This is a genomic window from Microbacterium sp. P2_F9, from assembly GCF_056403635.1.
The window spans coordinates 1-17,573 of the sequence record NZ_JBFUFC010000070.1 but is presented as its reverse complement, the minus strand read 5'-3'; the positions used below and the strand labels follow the sequence as shown (position 1 = coordinate 17,573).

22 protein-coding genes and 1 pseudogene are annotated in these 17,573 nt (G+C 67.9%); 10 read left to right on the top strand and 13 right to left on the bottom strand.

What is annotated here, in order from left to right:
- Nucleotides 1-308, bottom strand: a pseudogene (locus AC1DVT_RS09430) (sensor histidine kinase); the annotation flags it as partial.
- A gap of 192 nt (nt 309-500) precedes the next feature.
- Here AC1DVT_RS09430 and AC1DVT_RS09425 point away from each other — a divergent pair.
- Nucleotides 501-1,985: a CitMHS family transporter gene (locus tag AC1DVT_RS09425; protein ID WP_477388409.1), complete on the top strand. Its 1,485-nt coding sequence runs from the start codon at nt 501-503 to the stop codon at nt 1,983-1,985.
- A gap of 51 nt (nt 1,986-2,036) precedes the next feature.
- Here the strand turns inward: AC1DVT_RS09425 and AC1DVT_RS09420 are convergent, their stop codons facing one another.
- Both AC1DVT_RS09420 and AC1DVT_RS09415 read right to left on the bottom strand, forming a co-directional pair.
- Nucleotides 2,037-3,188: an alpha/beta hydrolase gene (locus AC1DVT_RS09420; protein ID WP_477388407.1), complete on the bottom strand. Its 1,152-nt coding sequence runs from the start codon at nt 3,186-3,188 to the stop codon at nt 2,037-2,039.
- 23 nt (nt 3,189-3,211) lie between these two features.
- A complete protein-coding gene (locus tag AC1DVT_RS09415; protein ID WP_477388405.1) occupies nt 3,212-3,712 on the bottom strand; it encodes an EamA family transporter in 501 nt (166 codons plus the stop codon).
- Between AC1DVT_RS09415 and AC1DVT_RS09410 the strand changes: the two genes are divergently transcribed.
- Nucleotides 3,695-4,168: a hypothetical protein gene (locus tag AC1DVT_RS09410; protein WP_477388403.1), complete on the top strand. Its 474-nt coding sequence runs from the start codon at nt 3,695-3,697 to the stop codon at nt 4,166-4,168. The genes AC1DVT_RS09415 and AC1DVT_RS09410 overlap by 18 nt on opposite strands.
- 19 nt (nt 4,169-4,187) lie before the next feature.
- On the opposite strand, the gene AC1DVT_RS09405 is transcribed toward AC1DVT_RS09410, so the two are convergent.
- Nucleotides 4,188-5,627, bottom strand: a complete 1,440-nt coding sequence (locus tag AC1DVT_RS09405) for an HNH endonuclease signature motif containing protein (protein WP_477388401.1) — start codon at nt 5,625-5,627, stop codon at nt 4,188-4,190.
- A gap of 317 nt (nt 5,628-5,944) precedes the next feature.
- Between AC1DVT_RS09405 and AC1DVT_RS09400 the strand changes: the two genes are divergently transcribed.
- Nucleotides 5,945-6,277 (top strand): cupin domain-containing protein, encoded by a 333-nt coding sequence (locus tag AC1DVT_RS09400; RefSeq protein WP_477388399.1) that lies wholly within the window; start codon nt 5,945-5,947, stop codon nt 6,275-6,277.
- 14 nt (nt 6,278-6,291) lie between these two features.
- Complete coding sequence (locus tag AC1DVT_RS09395; RefSeq protein WP_457100190.1) at nt 6,292-6,576, top strand: putative quinol monooxygenase; 285 nt, start codon at nt 6,292-6,294, stop codon at nt 6,574-6,576.
- Nucleotides 6,577-6,587: 11 nt separating this feature from the next.
- Here AC1DVT_RS09395 and arfB read toward each other — a convergent pair whose 3' ends face one another.
- Entirely contained in the window at nt 6,588-7,025 is a 438-nt protein-coding gene (gene arfB / locus AC1DVT_RS09390) for an alternative ribosome rescue aminoacyl-tRNA hydrolase ArfB (protein WP_477388397.1), read from the bottom strand.
- Between the two features lie 117 nt (nt 7,026-7,142).
- Between arfB and AC1DVT_RS09385 the strand changes: the two genes are divergently transcribed.
- Nucleotides 7,143-8,009, top strand: coding sequence for an AraC family transcriptional regulator (locus tag AC1DVT_RS09385; protein WP_477388395.1), 867 nt, complete (start codon nt 7,143-7,145; stop codon nt 8,007-8,009).
- A gap of 48 nt (nt 8,010-8,057) precedes the next feature.
- On the opposite strand, the gene AC1DVT_RS09380 is transcribed toward AC1DVT_RS09385, so the two are convergent.
- Nucleotides 8,058-8,729: a TetR/AcrR family transcriptional regulator gene (locus AC1DVT_RS09380; RefSeq protein WP_477388393.1), complete on the bottom strand. Its 672-nt coding sequence runs from the start codon at nt 8,727-8,729 to the stop codon at nt 8,058-8,060.
- Between the two features lie 110 nt (nt 8,730-8,839).
- Here AC1DVT_RS09380 and AC1DVT_RS09375 point away from each other — a divergent pair, with 110 nt between their 5' ends.
- The 3 genes from AC1DVT_RS09375 (at nt 8,840) to AC1DVT_RS09365 (ending at nt 10,765) form a co-directional block, all read left to right on the top strand.
- Nucleotides 8,840-10,111 carry an amidohydrolase family protein gene (locus tag AC1DVT_RS09375; RefSeq protein WP_477388391.1) on the top strand — a complete coding sequence of 424 codons (1,272 nt, stop codon included), beginning with the start codon at nt 8,840-8,842 and terminating at the stop codon, nt 10,109-10,111.
- 83 nt (nt 10,112-10,194) lie between these two features.
- Nucleotides 10,195-10,434, top strand: coding sequence for a hypothetical protein (locus tag AC1DVT_RS09370; protein WP_457100185.1), 240 nt, complete (start codon nt 10,195-10,197; stop codon nt 10,432-10,434).
- The gene (locus tag AC1DVT_RS09365) at nt 10,427-10,765 is read left to right on the top strand and encodes a type II toxin-antitoxin system PemK/MazF family toxin (protein WP_477388389.1); all 339 of its coding nucleotides are present in this window, start codon (nt 10,427-10,429) and stop codon (nt 10,763-10,765) included. Before AC1DVT_RS09370 ends, AC1DVT_RS09365 begins: the two co-directional genes overlap by 8 nt.
- A 36-nt stretch (nt 10,766-10,801) precedes the next feature.
- Here the strand turns inward: AC1DVT_RS09365 and AC1DVT_RS09360 are convergent, their stop codons facing one another.
- From AC1DVT_RS09360 to AC1DVT_RS09345, 4 genes are all read right to left on the bottom strand, one after another.
- A complete protein-coding gene (locus tag AC1DVT_RS09360; RefSeq protein WP_477388387.1) occupies nt 10,802-11,251 on the bottom strand; it encodes a hypothetical protein in 450 nt (149 codons plus the stop codon).
- A 122-nt stretch (nt 11,252-11,373) separates the two neighbouring features.
- A complete protein-coding gene (locus tag AC1DVT_RS09355) occupies nt 11,374-12,651 on the bottom strand; it encodes an MFS transporter (RefSeq protein WP_477388385.1) in 1,278 nt (425 codons plus the stop codon).
- Between the two features lie 24 nt (nt 12,652-12,675).
- Nucleotides 12,676-13,668, bottom strand: a complete 993-nt coding sequence (locus tag AC1DVT_RS09350) for an alpha/beta hydrolase fold domain-containing protein (RefSeq protein ID WP_477388383.1) — start codon at nt 13,666-13,668, stop codon at nt 12,676-12,678.
- Entirely contained in the window at nt 13,665-14,687 is a 1,023-nt protein-coding gene (locus tag AC1DVT_RS09345; protein ID WP_477388381.1) for an alpha/beta hydrolase, read from the bottom strand. The genes AC1DVT_RS09350 and AC1DVT_RS09345 overlap by 4 nt, the downstream gene beginning before the upstream one ends.
- An 84-nt stretch (nt 14,688-14,771) precedes the next feature.
- On the opposite strand from AC1DVT_RS09345, the gene AC1DVT_RS09340 reads away from it, so the two are divergent.
- Nucleotides 14,772-15,761: a LacI family DNA-binding transcriptional regulator gene (locus tag AC1DVT_RS09340; RefSeq protein WP_477388379.1), complete on the top strand. Its 990-nt coding sequence runs from the start codon at nt 14,772-14,774 to the stop codon at nt 15,759-15,761.
- 55 nt (nt 15,762-15,816) lie between these two features.
- Here the strand turns inward: AC1DVT_RS09340 and AC1DVT_RS09335 are convergent, their stop codons facing one another.
- The 3 genes from AC1DVT_RS09335 to AC1DVT_RS09325 all read right to left on the bottom strand — a co-directional run bounded on the left by AC1DVT_RS09335 (nt 15,817) and on the right by AC1DVT_RS09325 (nt 17,221).
- Nucleotides 15,817-15,963 carry a hypothetical protein gene (locus AC1DVT_RS09335; RefSeq protein WP_457100178.1) on the bottom strand — a complete coding sequence of 49 codons (147 nt, stop codon included), beginning with the start codon at nt 15,961-15,963 and terminating at the stop codon, nt 15,817-15,819.
- Nucleotides 15,964-16,093: 130 nt separating this feature from the next.
- Nucleotides 16,094-16,450: a hypothetical protein gene (locus AC1DVT_RS09330; RefSeq protein ID WP_477388377.1), complete on the bottom strand. Its 357-nt coding sequence runs from the start codon at nt 16,448-16,450 to the stop codon at nt 16,094-16,096.
- A gap of 102 nt (nt 16,451-16,552) precedes the next feature.
- Nucleotides 16,553-17,221, bottom strand: a complete 669-nt coding sequence (locus AC1DVT_RS09325) for a response regulator transcription factor (RefSeq protein ID WP_477388375.1) — start codon at nt 17,219-17,221, stop codon at nt 16,553-16,555.
- A gap of 144 nt (nt 17,222-17,365) precedes the next feature.
- Between AC1DVT_RS09325 and AC1DVT_RS09320 the strand changes: the two genes are divergently transcribed.
- Nucleotides 17,366-17,573 (top strand): DUF7882 family protein (locus AC1DVT_RS09320; RefSeq protein WP_477388373.1); only part of this gene is annotated, 208 nt, incomplete at its 3' end.

Sequence of the window (17,573 nt, the reverse complement as noted above, 5' to 3'; positions counted from 1 at the left end):
ACGATGAACAGCGCGTCAGTTTCGGCCTCTGCAGCCGTCGCCAGCTCGGCGAGCGGCCCGCCGCGCAGGCTGGCGTTGGTCGGCGTGCCGGGATCCGCCGAGATCCGCGCCACGCCGCTGCGTACGTCGGAGTCGGCGGCGATCGTACGGGCGATGGACAGGGCAGAGCTCTCCGCTTCGGCCCGAAGCTGCTGCACGCCGATCCCGACGAAAACTCCGGTGCAGATCGCGACGACTGCGGTCACGCAGGCCAGTTGAAGCAGCAGCAGCTGTGTCGAGAACCGCATCGCCGCCTCCTCGCGGCGCATTGAGCGAAATGCGCAGAACTCACGATATGCGCAATACGTGCATCAAAGCGAGATACCGGATGCCGCGGCGCTGCCGCGGCTAGGTTCGGCGAATCGCCACTCGCTGCGGCAGTGGCAGGCATCCGGCATCAGCCGATCTGTCCGCACCATACAGACAAAGGAGTCGAAGTGCTCGTCATCCTCGGATTCACCATGATCCTGACCTTCATGGTGCTCATCATGACCAGGCGACTCACCCCGATGGTCGCCCTCATCCTCGTCCCCACCATCTTCGGCCTCTTCGCCGGCGCTGGTCTCGGACTCGGCGACATGATCATCGAGTCCATCGGAAATCTCGCGCCGACGGCGGCGCTGCTCATGTTCGCGATCATGTTCTTCGGCATCATGATCGACGTCGGGCTGTTCGATCCGCTGATCCGGTTCATCACCCGGTTCCTCGGCAACGACCCTGCGAAAGTAGTGCTCGGAACGGCCATCCTGGCTGGCGCAGTTTCGCTGGACGGCGACGGATCGACCACCTTCATCATCACGACGTCGGCCATGTTGCCGATCTACCTGCGCCTGGGCATGAGCCCCGTCGTGCTCACGTGCGTGGCAGGCCTCATGAACGGCACGCTCAACATCGTGCCGTGGGGAGGTCCCACCGTTCGAGCGGCGTCAGCGCTCGGCGTCTCGCCGACCGAGATCTTCGTACCGATGCTGCCCTCGCTGGCGACCGGGCTCGTCATCGCCCTCGTGTTCGCGTGGATGCTGGGCCTGGGCGAGCGCAAGCGGATCGGCTCGCTCGAGTACTCATCGGCGTTTGCCTCCACGGATGCCGCCGCCGGCGAGCCGCCGACCCTCTGGCGCCGGATCATCGGTGGAAACCGAGTCGTTCGCGGCGCCGACGTCAAGCCGGGAGCGGCAGCCACCCTCTCGACGACCGGTCTCGTGACCGTGCGCCCGGGGCAGCGGATGCCGGCCGGACTGGCTGCAATCGCCGAGCAGAAGGTACTCGAGGACGAAGATCTCGACACGATGATGGCTGACACCATGCTGCGAGCGGATCGCCCGACACTGCGGCCCAAGCTCATCTGGGTCAACCTCGCCCTGACGCTCGCGGTCATGGTGCTGCTGGTGCTCGACCTCATGCCGCTGGCCTACATCTTCATGGTCGGCACCGCGCTGGCCCTCGTGATCAACTTCCCCAAGCTTCGCAGCCAGGCCGACGAGATCGTGGCCCACGCCCCCAGCATCGTCGGCGTCGTCTCCATGGTGCTGGCCGCAGGCGTACTGGTCGGCGTGCTGAACGGCACCGGCATGGTGACCGCGATGGCCGACTGGGTGGTTCAGGTGGTGCCCGCCTCGATGGGTCAGTACCTCGCGGTCATCACCGGAGTGCTCTCCATTCCGATGACGTTCTTCATGTCGAACGACGCGTTCTACTTCGGCATTCTTCCCGTGCTCGCCGAGAGCGCGGCGACCTACGGCATCGCCCCTGTCGAAATGGCCCGCGCCTCGATCACCGGCCAGCCCGTCCATCTGCAGAGCCCGCTGGTTCCGGCCATCCTCCTGCTCGTCTCGCTCGCAGGGGTCAACCTGGGCGACCACCACAAGAAGGTGCTCTGGCGCGCGTGCGTGATCTCGCTGGTGATGCTGCTCGTCKGTGTGCTCGTGGGCGCGATCCCCTTCGGCTGAGCATCAGGCAGGAAAGGAGTGGCGCATCCGGTTTGCGGGTGCGCCACTCCTTCAGAGCGACGATCGGGAGCGAGCCCAGCCCATGAACTCCTCGATGGCGTTCGCAGCGACCCGGGCGCGGACGGAGGCGAAGAGGTCGAAGCCGTGCTGCGTGTCGGGGAGCTCGGCGTACACGACCGGCGACCTCGAAACGGACTGCAGCTCAGCAGCGACCGAGCGCGCAAGACCGAGCGGAAGCGCGGTATCTCTCGCTCCGTGCACGATCAGCAGGGGTGGCGCATCCGGACGGGCGAGCCCGGCCGGAGAGCTGGCGGGATCGCTGCTGCGCGGGCCGAGGTAGCCGTAGACCGACACCGCTCCTGCGACGCGGGTGTCGGCCTGTTCGAATCCAGGCTGGAACCGCGGGTCATTCGGTGTGAGCGCCGCCGAGACCGCCAGGTGCCCGCCCGCGGACGCGCCGACCAGGAAGATCTGATCCGGATCGGCGCCGTACTCGATCGCCTGCGCTCGCACCCACGCGATCACCCGCTTCGTGTCCACCAGAGACTCGGGAAACGCTCCCTCGGCACGGAGCTGGTAGTTCGCGCTGACGCAGAGCCAGCCGTGATCGGCGAACTGGTTCAGCAGCGCGACGCTCTCGCGGCTTTTGCCACCCTGCACGAAGCCCCCGCTGTGCAGCTGGATGACGACGGGACGCGGGGTCGAGGCATCCGTCCGTCGATAGAGGTCGAGGAGGTGAGCGCGTCCGCCCGACGCGTAGGGGATGTTGCGCACGCGCTGCACGGTGGCCTTGTGCCGCTGGAACGGCAGCAGGATGCCGCGCACCCACGGTCCGGTCGGCCGCGCGGAGGAGGGCGCGTACTCGGGTCGGATCGACACGCGCCAGTCGGTGCCCAGGCCCGCGGTCAGCGCCGCCTCGAACGCCGGTTGAACGCTCCGCGCGCGCACCTGCAGCCACACCATCCCGAGCGTGACGAAGCATGCGATGACCAGCGCCGCGATCATCGCCGTCGGCTCCGCCGCCGCGTCCTCCAGACTGAGCACCACCGACACGACGAACACCGCCAGCAGCACCAGCGGAATCTCGTTGCAGGCCACGGTGACGATGTAGATGCCGAAGCCGACCGGTCCACGACGAAACGGGAACCACAGGGTCGTCGCCACGAACAGCGCCCAGATCACGGTGGTGACGAGCAGACCCACGAGATCACCTTCCTTCGGTGGCGTCAGCCCAGCGCCATCGCGGCGACGGCGAGGGTGCAGATGCCGATGCCCACCCGTTGACCGACCGCGACCCGCTCCCTGAGGAGCCCGGCCGCGAGCAGCACGGTGACGGCCGGGTACAGGGACGTGAGCACTCCCGCGATTCCGAGGCTGGTCGCTCCGGTGGCGACCACGAAGGCGAGCGTGCCCGAAGCGCCGAACACGCCCGACACGCTACCCCAGCCGAGCACGCCGGGCGAGGGGGGCCAGACCTGCCGAAGTCCGGCGCCGGCGACGATCGTCAGGATCGCTCCGCACAGCTGGTTGGCCGCCAGCGGCAGCAGGCCGGCGCCGTCGGAGATCTGCGCCAGTGCGATGAAGAGGATGCCGAAGCCGACGCCTGCGACCGGCAGCCGGTCGGCTCGCTGCAGGGCCTGAACCCTGCGCGCGTGATCGCGCTGGGATCGGTCAGCAAGACGCTCGCACCCACCATCCGGCTGGGATGGGTGCTCGCGCCACCGCACATCGTGGCAGGAATCGTCGAGGAGAAGCGGCTCAGCAGTCGCGGCGTGCCAGGCCTCGACCAGGAGGCGCTGGCGCTCCTCATGGAGTCGGGCCGCTTCGACCGGCACCTGCGCCGGATGCGGGAGATCTACCGCGCACGCCGGGACGTGCTGGCTGCCGAGGTTGAGCTCGCCTTCGGACGGGGCCGGCTGCGCGGGCTGGCAGCTGGCCACCACGCCCTGCTGCAGCTGCCCGACGGATCATCCGAACTTGCCGTCGCCGCTGCCGCCGCAACCATGGGCATCCGGGTCAACACCCTCGGGCGTTATCGGTTCGCGCCCGAAGGCACGAGCCCCGAACCTCTCCCACCGGCTCTCGTGCTGGGCTTCGGCAACGTCGACGAGCAGCAGATCAGGCGCGGCATTCGCATCATCGCCAAGGCCACCAGAGAACAAGCTGTCCGACTGTCAGCATGACGGTCCGTGGGTTGGCGTGTCAGGTGCGAGGGCTGAGGAGTTCGAGCATGCGGATGCGGGATTTGGTGACGGGTCGCCATCGTCCGGTGGGGTCGAGCCAGAGTGGTGCTTGCACTTCGGGCACGCCCCGGTTCATCCGGATGTGCCAGCCGAAGGTGTCGATGTAGCGGTGATGCCACCAGCAGAGCAGGACGCCGTTGTCGGTGTGGGTGGGGCCGCCCTTGGCATGGTCGGTCACATGATGCGCTTCACACCACCCCGCGGGCACACTGCACCCGGGGATGATGCACCCGCCGTCGCGGAGGGCTAACGCGCGACGCTGGTGGCGGTTGAAGAGGCGTTCTTCGGTGCCGAGCCGGAGGATGCGGCCGTTCGGCGCGAGGGCGACACGTTGGATCACCCCGGCGCAGCCGACATGACGGGCCACGGTCGGTGAGACGGGTTCGTCGCAGCCCTCGATCGTCGCCCATCCGGTGTCAGATTGGAGGTCTTCAGCGCGGGTCATGACGATCAGGGTCGGCGCAGCGCCGCCGATCGTGGGCAGTTCGCCGCTGCGCGCGGCGACGCCGAGGGCCAGGGCGAGTGCGTCGTGCAGCCGCTGCGCCCGGGTGCGATTGTCGAGGATCGACGTGAACCCCGCGGCCTCGTCGTCGGGCTCTTCGCTCGGCTCCGCGGTCTCGGTCGATTCGACGAACCCAACCGAGGACGGCGGGGTGTAAGTCGCGTCGGAGATCCGCTGCAGCTGGGCGGCGACGTCGGGCAGGAGGTTCCCGCGGATGGGGATCACCCCGTTTCGGGCGCGCCCGAGGGTGAGTCCACGGTGGAACGCGATGTCGCGCTCGTGGGGTTCGGCGCCGTCCTGGTCGAGGGCCGTCGCCCACACCTGGGCATGCACCCGCAGCACATCGGCGCAGGCCGGCGGCTCGCCATCCGGTCCCTCGCCGCGCGCATGGGCGGCCAGCACGTCATCGGCGAGGAGCACCTGATCGCGGGGCACGCGCCGGTCCATCTCCAGCAGCGGGCCCGCGACGGCGAGCACGCCGTCGGCGCCGACATGCCCGTCCAGTAGCGCCGCGCGGAGGGCGGGCAGCCGAGCGGGACGCTCCTCGCCGGTGATCATGTCCCACGCGGGAGCGACCGCGCGCTGCGCCCGCTCCAGCCGTGCGGCGGTCTGCGCCGAACACCGAATGAGCCGTTGGATGAGCTCGTTCAGGTTGTGGCAGCCCAGCCGGGTCGTCAACCGCTCATCCGTCACCCGACTGCTGGACCGCTCCGCGAGTTCGGCGACCCCGTCGATCAGAACCCCCTCGACGAGCCGGGCGATGTCACCGACGATCGCCATGGCGGCCGCCAGATCCGCATCCGAGGCGTGATGAAGGAGATGCGGATCGCTCACCCCGTGGAGCCCTTCCGCGACCTGCACCCGCAGGTCGGAGAGTGGGTCGATGGGGCTTTTCATACCCTCATTCTGCCGATGGCCTCCGACATTCCGCCCAGGTCAGAGGGATAAAATAGGTGGATTCGGGAATCGGATTCGGATCGTCTCGTGACGGTGCCGCGCGCCGGCCGCCACCGTAGACGATGGGGCTCGCGATACGCGGGTCCAGCGAGCGATGCGACCGTGGCGGGAGCCCATCGTTGTTCATCGTCTGCGTTCCGAGTCATGCGCGTATTCTCGACCGCCCGCGCCATGGACGCCACCCAGCGGTCGACGCCTATTGCCCCGACGGTGGGGCGAGTACGCTCTGGGCACATCCCAGGATCGGAACGATCACCATGCAGAAGACCTCACTGATCGCTCTCGCGCGGCACGAGCTGGGCCAGGCGACACGGGCCTCGAGCGGCRGAAGCGCGAAGACCGTCTTCGGCGGTCATGAGCACCAGCTTCGACAGACGGTGATGGCGCTGCGTGCGGGCGAGAGTCTGACGGAGCACCCGAATCCCGGCGAGGCGACCCTGCAGGTGCTCCACGGTCGCATCCTGCTCAAATCCGGCGATGTGTCCTGGAACGGATCGCCGGGAGACCTCATGATCATCCCCGAGGGACGGCACTCGGTCGATGCCATCGAAGACTCCGTCTTCCTCCTCACCGTGGTGAAGAAGATCTGACTACCGTTGAGCACATGACTGATGTGCGCCTCAGCGGCCAACTCGTGTGCAAGAACCTCGATGAGGCGCAGCTCGTCATCGAGCACCTTCCGGCGCACCTTGCTCTCACACGCGCGGAGCCCGGATGCCTCTCCTTCGAGGTCACCCCGACGGCCGACCCGCTGATCTGGCACGTCGACGAGCGCTACGTGAGCGAAGCGGTGTTCCTGGCACACCGAGATCGTGTCTCCGACAGTGAGTGGGGGCGGATGACACTGGGAATCGAGCGCCGCTACTCGATCGAAGGACTCACTCGCTGAAAGGCGAGCAGTCAGTCCAGGGGCGGTCGACGCAGCCGCTTGACGTCGGTGCGCTGCTTCTTCGCCGTCAGGCGCCGCTCCTTGGCGCCTCGACCTGGTTTCGTCGGGCGCCGCGTCGGCGAAGGCGGCCGCAGGGCGTCGGCCACGATGGCGGCCAGCCGGTCGCGCGCCGCATCTCGATTGCGCAGTTGCGCGCGGTGTTCGGATGCCGCGATCGTCAGCACCCCGTCGACCAGGCGACCACTCAGCCGTTCGAGGAGTCGCTCGCGCTGGAGCGTTGAGAGCACGGCCGAGGCCGCGGCATCCCACACCAACTCGGCTCGGGAGTCGGCGGTGTTCACTCCCTGCCCGCCGGGACCGGAAGACCGCGAGAACCGCCAGGACAGCTCGGACTCGGGGATCGTGATCTCCGAGTCGACCCGAAGACCGGGGCGATGGGCGGCGGGCATGAACCCATCATCCTCTGGCGCGTCCCTCGGAAGCAGACATGGTGATGATCGGATCGGACCGCGATAGTAGGGTGCGGATCGCAGCGATCAAGCAGGCTTGAGGTCGAAGGGGGAACCGTGATCGCAGCGCTCAATCAACTCGTCGACTTCGTCGAGGAGCACCTCACCGAGGAGATCGACATCGCCGGCCTGGCAGTACGCCTGGGCACGACGGAGTATCACCTCCGCCGGATGTTCTCCTCGCTGGCCGGCATGCCGCTGTCGGAGTACATCCGGAGGCGTCGCATGACGGTCGCCGCAGCGGACGTTCTCGCGGACGGCGACCTGCTGGGAATCGCGGTGCGCTATGGCTACGGCTCGACCGAAGCGTTCGGCCGCGCCTTCCGATCCGTGCACGGTGTCAACCCCGGCGACGCGCGCAGAGACGGCGGCCCCCTTCGCATGCAACCGCAGCTCAGGTTTCGCCTGACCGTAGAAGGGAACACCGCCATGGACACTCGCATCGCAGAACGACCGGCCTTCCGGATCATCGGCCACTCGGCTCGGGTGCCGCTCATCCACGAGGGCGTCAACCCGCACATCCAGGCGCACATCGCTGCCCTGCCGATCGAAGAGCACGCCCGGCTCAAGGATCTGAGCAGCACCGAGCCGGCCGGACTGCTGCAGGTGAGCGCCGACGTCGACCCCGATTACACCGAGGGCAGCGAGCTCACCTACCTCCATGGCGTCGCCGTCGCCGACACGACGCCCGTACCCGCGGATCTCACCACCATCGAGCTTCCGGCCGGCACCTGGGCGGTGTTCCGCACCGAGGGTGAGTACCCGGCGGCGCTGCAGTCGGCGTGGGCGGCCACGGCCACGGACTGGTTCCCGTCGAATCCCTGGCGGCTCCGGCCGGGTCCCTCGATCGTGGCGGTCCTGGACCGCGCCGCGGACTTCAGCACGGCCATCTGCGAACTGTGGCTGCCGGTGGAACGGGCCTGATCGGGTGGTCCGCCGGCGGGACGATGATCCCGTCGGCGGAGCGGGACGTCACGCTCTTTCGGTCTGGGTGATGCCGTTGATCAGCACCGTGATGCCCCACCGCAGGCGTGCCGCAGGCGTTCCCGAGACGATTTCGTCACCGGCGGCAGCGACGTGAGGGAGCGAGAGCGGATCGGCGGTCGCGACCTGAGTTGCGAGGTCGGCGAAATCACGGTTGTTGGGGCGCTGAGTACGCGAGCCTCGTTCGGCGGCCAGGAAGGTGGGATACGCGAGAAGGATGTCCACACCCCACGCGGCTTGATTTTCGGGAACGCCACCCTCGTCGAGCAGCCCGAGGATGGTGTCGAGCAGACGCAGATAGTTGGGCCCGGACGTATGGGTGGACATCGAGAGCCGGGCGATCTCGGGATGCAGAAAGAGCACCCCCGCGTAGCTTTCGAGCAGGTCGATCAGGCGCGTGCGCCATGGTCCGGTCTCGGCAGGCGTGACGCCTGCGAGGAGCTCGTCGAGCATCTGCGCGTGCAGGTCCGCAGTGTTCTGCACGTAGACGTAGAGCGAGGCGGCGCCCGTGTCGAGCTCGGCCGCGATTCGCCGCATCGTGACCTTCTCGATCCCCTCGGCTTCGAGCACCGACAGGCCCGCTGCGACGATGCCGGCTCGGGTCAGCGGAGGCTTGGCGGGTCGCTCACGGCGACTCAGCGGGCGGTCGGGATCGTTCATGGCATGAACCTACCACGAACATGTTCGTGCCGAACAGGTTCTGTGCTAACGTTGCGAACATGTTCGTTCAGAACATGTTCGACGCCGACCCGAGTGCAGGAGCAGAAGCCATGAGTAAGACAGCCGTGATCAACGTCAGGATCTTCGACGGCGACACCGTCCTCGACGCCACCACCGTCGTCTTGGACGGCCCCATCATCCTTTCCATCGGAGAGGACGCACCCACCGACGCAGACATCATCGATGCGAGCGGCGCTACCCTGACGCCCGGCTTCATCGACGCCCATGTGCACACGTCGATCGAGTCCCTCGAGCTCGCGCTCGCTTTCGGCGTCACGACCGAACTTGAGATGCAGGGCGCCCACACGAAGAAGAACCGCGAGGAGATCACGAATAATGACCGTGTCGCGGACGTGCGGTCGGCTGGCTTCGGCCTGACCCCTCCCGGAGGGCACCCCAGCGAGCTGTTCGCGCACGGAGGCGACAAGCACGGCGGCAAGGATCAGGCGGATGCCGCGCCCCGAGAGGGCCGCAAGGAAGGCCGCGGCGGCAAGTCGTGGGAGAACATCGTCATGCCCTTCTCCTCCACCCCGGAAGAGGCTGTCGCCTTCATCCCGCAGCTCGCCGAAGCAGGCTCGGACTACATCAAGTTCATGATCGACGACGGAACCGTCGAAGGCGCTCCCGGACTCCCTTGCCTCGACGACGCAACCATCGCGGCCGGGGTGGCCGAAGCTCACCGCCTCGGGCTCCTCACCGTGGCGCACGCACTGACCATCGACTCCACCGTGTCTGCGGTCGACGCGGGCATCGATGGCCTTGCGCACCTGTTCATGGACAAGCCCCACACCACCGACGTGATCGAGCTGGTYGCCCGGTCCGGCGCGTTCGTCGTCCCGTGCGTGGTGCTGAACGCTTCGATGATGGGCATCACCGGCGARGCCTTCGGCGCCGACCCACGAGTCGCATCTCGACTGAGTGAGGCATGGCTCGCGACGCTGTCGAGCAGCTTCGACAGGTACCCGCAGGGTGACCTCGACGATGTGCTGGCGAGCGTGAAGGCGCTCAGCGATGCCGGCGTCGACCTGCTCGTCGGCACGGACGCGTCAGTGCCCGTGCCGTCGTTCGGCGGTCTCGCGCACGGCGCCAGCGTCCATCACGAACTCCAGCTCTTCGTCCGTGCCGGCCTCTCCCCCGTGCAGGCGCTGCGGGCGGCGACCGCCACGGCGGCAAGGCGCTTCGGCCTCACCGACCGTGGCCGAATCGCTCCTGGCCTCCGCGCCGACCTGCTCCTCGTCGACGGGGATCCCACCACCGACATCAGCGACACCCTCAACATCCGCCAGGTGTGGCGCCGCGGGGCAGCACTCCTCCCCCTCTGATGCACGAAGGTGGGCGCCCCGGCATCGGGTGCGCCCACCTCCGCCAGCCATGCCGCCGCTCTTGGCGTCGGTATACTGAAAGTATGACCACCACGATCAAGGTCAGCGATGAACTGCGCGACCGGCTCAAGACACAGGCCTCGCGCGCGGGGCTGACGCTCGGTGCGCACCTCGCGGTACTCGCGGATGCCGCGGACCGCCGTGACCGCCTGGCGTCGCTCAGAGAGGCGATCGCAGGATCGTCCAACGAAGATCTCTCATCCCACGCCGTGGAGTCGACCTCGTGGGAGCGCGCAGAGCTGACCGACCTGCCACGTGAGTGACCTCGCGCCCGGCGCCGTGGCATGGGCGTCACTCGAGCCTGTTCGCGGCCGAGAACAGGGCGGGCACCGTCCGGTCCTCGTCATCGCCTCTGCGGGATACCTCGACGCGGTGACAACCCTTGCGATCGTCCTGCCGATCACGACAGTGAATCGAGGGTGGCCGAATCACGTTCGTGTCGAGGGCGCGAGCGGTCTGGAGCGCCCGTCATGGATCATGACGGAGCAGCCGCGCACGCTCACCCGCGAGCGCCTCACCGCAGTCGCGGGTGCCGTCAACGACGAGTGTCTCGCGAGCGTTCGGATGTGGCTCGGCGACTTCCTCGACCTCTGAGGCGAACGTTGAAGCGCAGCTCGCCAAACGCCCGGCTCAGCCGTCTAAGGCGCGTCCGGTAGCGTCCGCCCACAGGTTGCGCAGCCGCGCCTCGGCATCGGCCGGCACGGAGTTGCCTGACTGGAATTTATATGCCCACGCGACCTGAGGCACCACGGCTTGGAGCACATGCGCCGGCACGGCATCCGACTCCTCGAGAAGGGTGTCGAACTCCACGGTCACGTACTGACGAGTCCTCCCAGGATCCGTGAAGTGGACGTGCTCGAACGGCTCCGACAGCACTCGACCATGACCGATAAGGCCGCGGATCCTGCCCTGTCGCAGAAGCCAGGCATCCGTCCCGATAGGCACCTCGCGACGCGCGCCGACCGACCAGCGACAGACGTACCGGAACGCAGGATCGCGCATCGCCGCCACGATAGCTTCGTATGGCGTGTCCCACCCGTCCCACTTGTCGCGATTCCAACAGATGATCAGAGCGCTCATGGGTACAGGCCTCGCTCGCCGCGAATCGCGTCTTGTCGTCAGGGTTCATCCCCGACCGTAGGACGAAGCATCCGTCTCGACCGACCCCTTGACATCTGCCGTCGCCCCGGCATCCGCCTCGTCTATTTGACGCTCTTGATGGGCAGCACGCAGAGCGCGCCGACCACGCAGAACACGATCGCGGCGACGAACAGCGCCGTGTAGTTCTCACCGCTGCCGCCGATCGCGAGCAGCGGGATGGCGAGCACCGGCACCAGCACCTGCGGCACCTGGTACGACAGCGAGACGATGCCGAGGTCCTTGCCCGCCTCGTCGAAAGTGGGCAGCACCTCGGTCATCATCGCGATATCGACCGAGATGAACGCGCCCTGCGCGCCGCCGACCAACACCATCGCGATGATGAACACCGACAGGTCGGGCGCGAGCGCGGCGACGGTGAGACCGACTGCCGAGAGGAGGGCCGATACCCAGACGATCGCCTTGCGCCGGCCCGTCTTGTCCGAGATCCAGCCGAATACGACGGTCGTCAGGATGCTCGCGAGTGTGAAGGCGATGAGGACCATCGCGAAGACTCCGGATGCCTCTTCCTTCGGAATCCCCAGCCGGTCGATGATGAAGAACAGCAGGTAGGTCGACACCATGAACAGCGACATGGTGACGAACAGTCGGCACGCCCACGCCCAGAAGAAGTCGCGGTACTTCACCGGGTTCAGCCAGTAGGTCGAGAGGACGTCCGACCACCGCCAGGGCTCGGGCTTCTCGGTGCGCACGATGTCGTGCAGGCGGAAGAAGAGCAGCACGCTGAAGGCGGTGCCCACCACGCCCGGCACGATGAACCAGGTCCACTGCTGGTCGTTCGGAAGCGCCGCGATCATGAGCGAGCCGACGATGAGCGCGAGCGCGTTGGCGACGCTCGCCGCGGCCGAGACGCGCGCCCGGATGCGCGTGGGGATCTGATCGGCGAGGAGTGCGTGCACGGCGCTGTTCGTCGCGCCGTAGGCGGTCTGGATGATCGCCCACCCGACGATGACCTGCCAGAGCGCCGTGGAGAAGGCGAGCACGACGACGCCCGCCATGCCGACGAGTGCGCCGCCCAGGATCCACGGGCGCCGTTTGCCGAGCTTCGACATGGTGCGGTCGCTCAAGCGGCCGAAGAGCGGGGTGATCACGATGACCACGACGCCGCCGATCGCCGCGACGATGGAGAGGTTGACGCCCTTGGTGGCGTCGTCGAGGAACGCGAACACCTTGGGGATCGCCGCGCCGCCGAGGGTGCTGAGCACCAGGCTGATGCCGAACCAGGCGGCGACGTAGGCGAACAGGAAGCCCCGGGGCTGCTTGCTGCCGGGAATCACGTCGGGGCCGACGGCGCCGATCGGGTCGAGGGTGGTCTGGGACATCAGCGTCTCCTTGGTGGTGGGAGGTCAGCGGGCGAGCGGGACGGGGTGGGTGTTGTAGGCGGCGGCGAGATAGCGAGCGTGCTGTTCCTGCCACTCGCGGGCGCCGTCGAAGGCGGCGGTGATGCCCGGGGTGCCGTGCAGGTGCCCGGCACCGACGAACAGCTCGACGGGCACGCCCGCCTGCCGCAGTCGTTCGGCGTACTGCACTCCCGAGTCCCGCAGCGGGTCGTGCTCCCCCGCCATGATGAGCGTCGGCGGCAGTCCGCCGAGGTCCTCCACGTCGAGCGGCGAGATGTTCGCGTCGGCGGGTCCGTCCGCTCCGGCGTACATCGCGACGATGAAGTCCATCTGATCGAGCCCGAATCCGATCGCGTAGTCCACCGCGGACTGGCCCACCGGGTGCATCGCCGTCGGCGGCACCTCCAGATCGACATGAGCAAGGCGCGGGGCCCCGGCATCCCGAATCCGCAGCGCGGTGCTCGCAGCGATGGCCGCGCCGGCGGAGTTGCCGCCGATGCCCAGGCGATCGGGGTCGACGCCGAACTGCGCCGGATCGGCGACCAGCGCCTCGAGCGCCGCCACGGCATCGAACACGGGTGCGGGATACGGATGCTGGGGCGCGAGGCGGTACTCGAGCGAGAAGAGCTGCACCCCGCTGTCGAGTGCGCGGCGGGCGCAGAGCCGGTCGTTGAGGATCTCGTCGATCGTGCCGGCGTAGAACCCGCCGCCGTGCAGCCAGAGCTGGGATGGCATGAGGCCTTCCGCGCCGGAGGGCCGGTAGCGGCGCATCCGCAGCGCACCGCCTCGCCCCAGGATCTCGAAATCGTCGATCTCCACGCCGTCCGGAATCGGAAGCGTGAAGTCCACCGCGAGCAGGTCGGACAGTTCGCGCGCGGCGACGCGCTGCAACAGCGGATCGGGGTTGGCGAGGTCTGGCAGACCGGGCGCGAGCTCCTCGATGCGGGCGATCCAGCGGAGGATGCCGCTGTCGAGGGTCAGGTCGGCGAGCGTGGTCATCGTGTCGCGGCTTCCGGGTAGGTGATCTGTTCGTCGTGCAGCGTGCGCAAGGTGGCGACGATGTCGCGGTGCAGGTGATCGGCCGCGGGCACGTAGCCGCGGTAACCAGCGGAGCCGTGGTTCTGGCCGATCATGCGAACGCACGAGACCGGCACTCCGGCGTCGCTCAGGGCCCGGGCGTAGGCCTCGCCGTCGCCGCGGAGGGCGTCGAGTTCGGCGGTGTAGATGACCGTGGGCGGCATGCCCTGGAGCGACTCGGCGAGCAGCGGCGAGGCGTAGGGCTCGCGCCGGGTCGCCTTGGTGCGCCCCACGTATTGCCCGATGACCATCTGCACCAGCCGTCGGAGCAGCGGCTTCGGCATGAGGGATGCCTGTGCGTCGAGGTCGAGGTGCCCGGCGGTCAGGTCGAGGATCGGCACCTCGAGCAGCTGCAGCCGCACCGGGCGGTTGGCGCGGTCGCGGTTCATCAGAGCCGTCGCGGCGGCGAGGTTGCCGCCGGAGGATCCACCGCCGATCGCGAGGCGCTCCGGGTCGCCGCCGAGCTGGCGAGCATTCGTCGCGGCCCATTCGAACACCGACCAGCACTGCTCGGGCTGCGCCGGGTATTGCACCTCGGGTGCGTGCGAGTACTCCCCGGCGACGAGGATGATGCCGGCATCCCGCGCACGATCACGGAAGGACGCGTCCCACCAGACCCAGTCGATCCCGGCGATCTCGAAGCCGCCGCCGAAGAAGTACACGAGGATCGGCAGGCCGCCGGCGGTTACAGGATCGCTGCGCTCCGGAGTCGGCCAGTAGACGCGCAGTCGTGCATCCGGATGCCCAGGCACCGGGATGGTGTGCTCCTCGGTCGCAGAGTCGATCGGCGCGATGCCGAGCTCGGTGGTCATCACGACATCGAACGCCTCAGCGCTGCGGCGACGCTCCTGCGCGGTCTTGCCCTGCGGCGGCTGGAGCGGCGCGAGGCGCTGCTCGACGGCGGCGACGAATGCGTCCGTCCGCGCCTTCTTGAGATTCATCCTGGTCGACCTCCTTTGGTCTCGGGTCTAGTCTGAAGGCATCGAAGTACTTCGATGAAGTTCTTTTTTGAAGGAAGGATGCCGATGCCCGGCGCCGCGAAGGTGACGATCTACTCCGTCGCCGAGCGCGCGGGCGTCAGCATCTCCACCGTCTCGCTCGCCATCAACGCGCCGCATCGGGTCAGCGAGGAGACCCGCGCCCGGGTCGTCGCGGCCGCCGGCGCGTTGGGCTACCGTGCCGGAACCGCAAAGGGACGCCCGGGCGGTGGCACCCGCATCGCCGTGGCGGCGCCGTTCAGCACCTACTCGACGTACTTCCGTCGTTTCGCGGGCATGCTCGTGCGGGCGCGTGAAACCGCGATCGACCTGACTGCCCACGACCTCGAGTCGGCGGCCAGCGTCCGTGCCCCGCTGCTCGACGCGCTGCCCGCGCGGCGCGGTATCGAGGGTCTGATCGTGATGGGCGTGCCGCTCGGCAGCGCGGCGATGCGCGCGAGCCGCGAGGCCGCGCTCCCCCTGGTGCTCATCGACGTGCGTCGCGCCAGGCCCGTCGGCGACGACGCGCCAGTCGTGCTGATGGACGACGAAGCCGGTGGACGCCTGGCCGGCGAGCACCTGCGCGAACGCGGGCATGAACGGGTGATCTACCTGGGCGAGCCGCAGCTTTCGCAGGATTACATCTCCGCAGGGATGCTGCGCATGCAGGGGCTGTCCGAGCATGTGGCGATGACGCTCGTCACCTGCCCGCTCGAGGCCGACCCCACCCCGGCCCTCCTCGCGGCCCTCTCAGGACCCCACGCCCCGACCGCGATCATGGCCAATCACGACGAGCTCGCCGCGCGCGCCTGGCGGGGCTTGGCGAAGTGCGGCCTCTCCGTGCCCGACGATGTCGCGATCGTCGGCTTCGATGACGGGCCGCTCGCCGATGGGCTCGGCCTCACGACCGTGCGACAGCCGTTCGAGGAGTCCGGCCGGGTGGCGCTGGACCTCGTACTGGGCATCGCCGCGGGCATCGACATACCCGTTCGCCGGGTCGACCTGGTTCCGTCGCTGGTCGTTCGGTCGAGCACGTAGCGCCGCGACGGGCTGAAAGGCTCTCAGCCTCGTCGACTGAGAGCCTTTCAGCCCGTTACTGCTTGTCCAGGCCCTTCGGGGAATGGCCCTTCGGCGCCGGGATCTTGGCGGCCGCCGGGCCGCCCTTCATCGCCTTGTTGCCTGCGGCCGCCTTGTTGCCGGCGGCGGCCTTGTTGCCTGCGGCGGCCTTGTTGTTTGGCATGTGAGTTCCTCTCGGGTCGGAGACGCCGGACCACGTCGTCCGACACGCAGAGGCTATCCGGGAACCACCGGCCGTTGCTAGAGGTCGAGCGGCGGGCGCATGGCATTCGCGCCAGCAGCTAGTCGGTCAGTCAGATGCTTTCGTCTGCCCACCAGTCGTGGGCAGTTGAGCGGTTCGCCGGGGCATCCGAGTCGAATCGTTCAACAATGGCGACGGGGTGCAGTCGACGCGTTCGGCGATCGAGCTCGCCCACGGCGTCAGGATTGTAGGCCTGGTGCGGGCGGTGGGGCGCGGCGGTTGCATACAGCTGGCTGGCTGGTCCGAGCAGGAAGTCGGCGAAGGTCGTTGAGCCGTCGTCGGCGATCACCGGAATGGTGACAAGGTCGGAGCGCTGCGTCTCGGCGAGAGATAGGGCGTACCGCAACATTGCGTGGCAGACGTCATCCGCCACCAGGACGGCGTCGCCCGTGTAGTGCAGCATCCGCATCACTCAATGATCGCGATCGGCGTGCCCGTCGTCAGCGGGCTTGTGTCGTGTGGGCCTCGGGCCTACCCTGTCGCGGCGACCAACGACCGTCCGACGATGGTTTCATGAACTTCCGCGCCAGTATTCAATCCGGTTCGTGTCGGGGGTGAATCCGTGGCGGACGCCATAGAGCACCGCTTCGACCCGGCTGGTGGCGCCGATCTTGCGGTAAACGGAGCGGATGTAGGACTTGACGGTGTTCGGGCTCAGATATGTCAGACGCGCCACGTCGGCGTTGCTCATCCCTTGTGTTATCAGCGCGAGGATCTCCGATTCGCGATCCGTGATGCCCTCCCGTCTGCCCGGCCAGTCCAGCCCGGCAGCGCTCGTGGCGCGACCACGCTGATCGCTGATCACGTTCTGGCCCGAACTGACCGCCTCGATCGCCGCGACCAGTTCGGCCGCGGGAAGGGTCTTGGACAGGTAACCGTGCACGCCCTGTCGTCGGGCGGCGTCGATGAGCTCCGGTTGAAGGTTCCAGGTGTAGACGACGACGTGGCGAGCGCGGGGGTTGGCGATCAGCTCTGCGATCTGGTCGTGATCCGACTCCGGCTGCGCGAAGGAGTCGTATAGGACGACGTCGACGGTGTCAGCCACGGTTGCATTCGCATCGATCTCGACTACCGCGACGCGGTCGCGGTAGTCATCGAACAGATGCGCCAACCCCTTGAGGACGACCTCATAGTCATCCACCAACGCCACAGTGACAGGGCGGCGGGAGGAGACGGACATGATTCACCTTTTCACCCTCAGGGGTGTGCCGCTACACCCGCAGGGGTGTTTCAGTCGGTGTATCGCATCTTGCGGTCGGGTACTCCGGATGTCGGGATGCCGCGTCGTTCGTGCGTTCGAACCGATCCCTGTGAGGAGGTTGCGGTGGGCAGATTCATGTATGGACCAACGACCAATGCGTTCGAGATCGAGGACCGCACGCTTGCTCACATCCGGGTGGTCGTCATGAATAAGCTGCGCCGCTCCGAATCGTTCATGTTCGACCTGACGATGGGCGACGGCAGCGGCACCCGCAGCTTCTGGATCAACGCCGCCGTCCCCATCCAATTCCAGTTCTTCGGCAGCCGCAGTC

What these genes read in the sequence shown, in the direction of transcription:
- AC1DVT_RS09325 (WP_477388375.1), bottom strand. Translation starts at nt 17,221, where the DNA reads ATGTCCGTCTCCTCCCGCCGCCCTGTCACTGTGGCGTTGGTGGATGAC.
- AC1DVT_RS09345 (WP_477388381.1), bottom strand. Translation starts at nt 14,687, where the DNA reads ATGAATCTCAAGAAGGCGCGGACGGACGCATTCGTCGCCGCCGTCGAG.
- AC1DVT_RS09355 (WP_477388385.1), bottom strand. Translation starts at nt 12,651, where the DNA reads ATGTCCCAGACCACCCTCGACCCGATCGGCGCCGTCGGCCCCGACGTG.
- AC1DVT_RS09330 (WP_477388377.1), bottom strand. Translation starts at nt 16,450, where the DNA reads ATGCGGATGCTGCACTACACGGGCGACGCCGTCCTGGTGGCGGATGAC.
- AC1DVT_RS09405 (WP_477388401.1), bottom strand. Translation starts at nt 5,627, where the DNA reads ATGAAAAGCCCCATCGACCCACTCTCCGACCTGCGGGTGCAGGTCGCG.
- AC1DVT_RS09360 (WP_477388387.1), bottom strand. Translation starts at nt 11,251, where the DNA reads ATGAGCGCTCTGATCATCTGTTGGAATCGCGACAAGTGGGACGGGTGG.
- AC1DVT_RS09335 (WP_457100178.1), bottom strand. Translation starts at nt 15,963, where the DNA reads ATGCCAAACAACAAGGCCGCCGCAGGCAACAAGGCCGCCGCCGGCAAC.
- AC1DVT_RS09350 (WP_477388383.1), bottom strand. Translation starts at nt 13,668, where the DNA reads ATGACCACGCTCGCCGACCTGACCCTCGACAGCGGCATCCTCCGCTGG.
- AC1DVT_RS09395 (WP_457100190.1), top strand. Translation starts at nt 6,292, where the DNA reads ATGACTGATGTGCGCCTCAGCGGCCAACTCGTGTGCAAGAACCTCGAT.
- AC1DVT_RS09340 (WP_477388379.1), top strand. Translation starts at nt 14,772, where the DNA reads ATGCCCGGCGCCGCGAAGGTGACGATCTACTCCGTCGCCGAGCGCGCG.
- arfB (WP_477388397.1), bottom strand. Translation starts at nt 7,025, where the DNA reads ATGCCCGCCGCCCATCGCCCCGGTCTTCGGGTCGACTCGGAGATCACG.
- AC1DVT_RS09380 (WP_477388393.1), bottom strand. Translation starts at nt 8,729, where the DNA reads ATGAACGATCCCGACCGCCCGCTGAGTCGCCGTGAGCGACCCGCCAAG.
- AC1DVT_RS09370 (WP_457100185.1), top strand. Translation starts at nt 10,195, where the DNA reads ATGACCACCACGATCAAGGTCAGCGATGAACTGCGCGACCGGCTCAAG.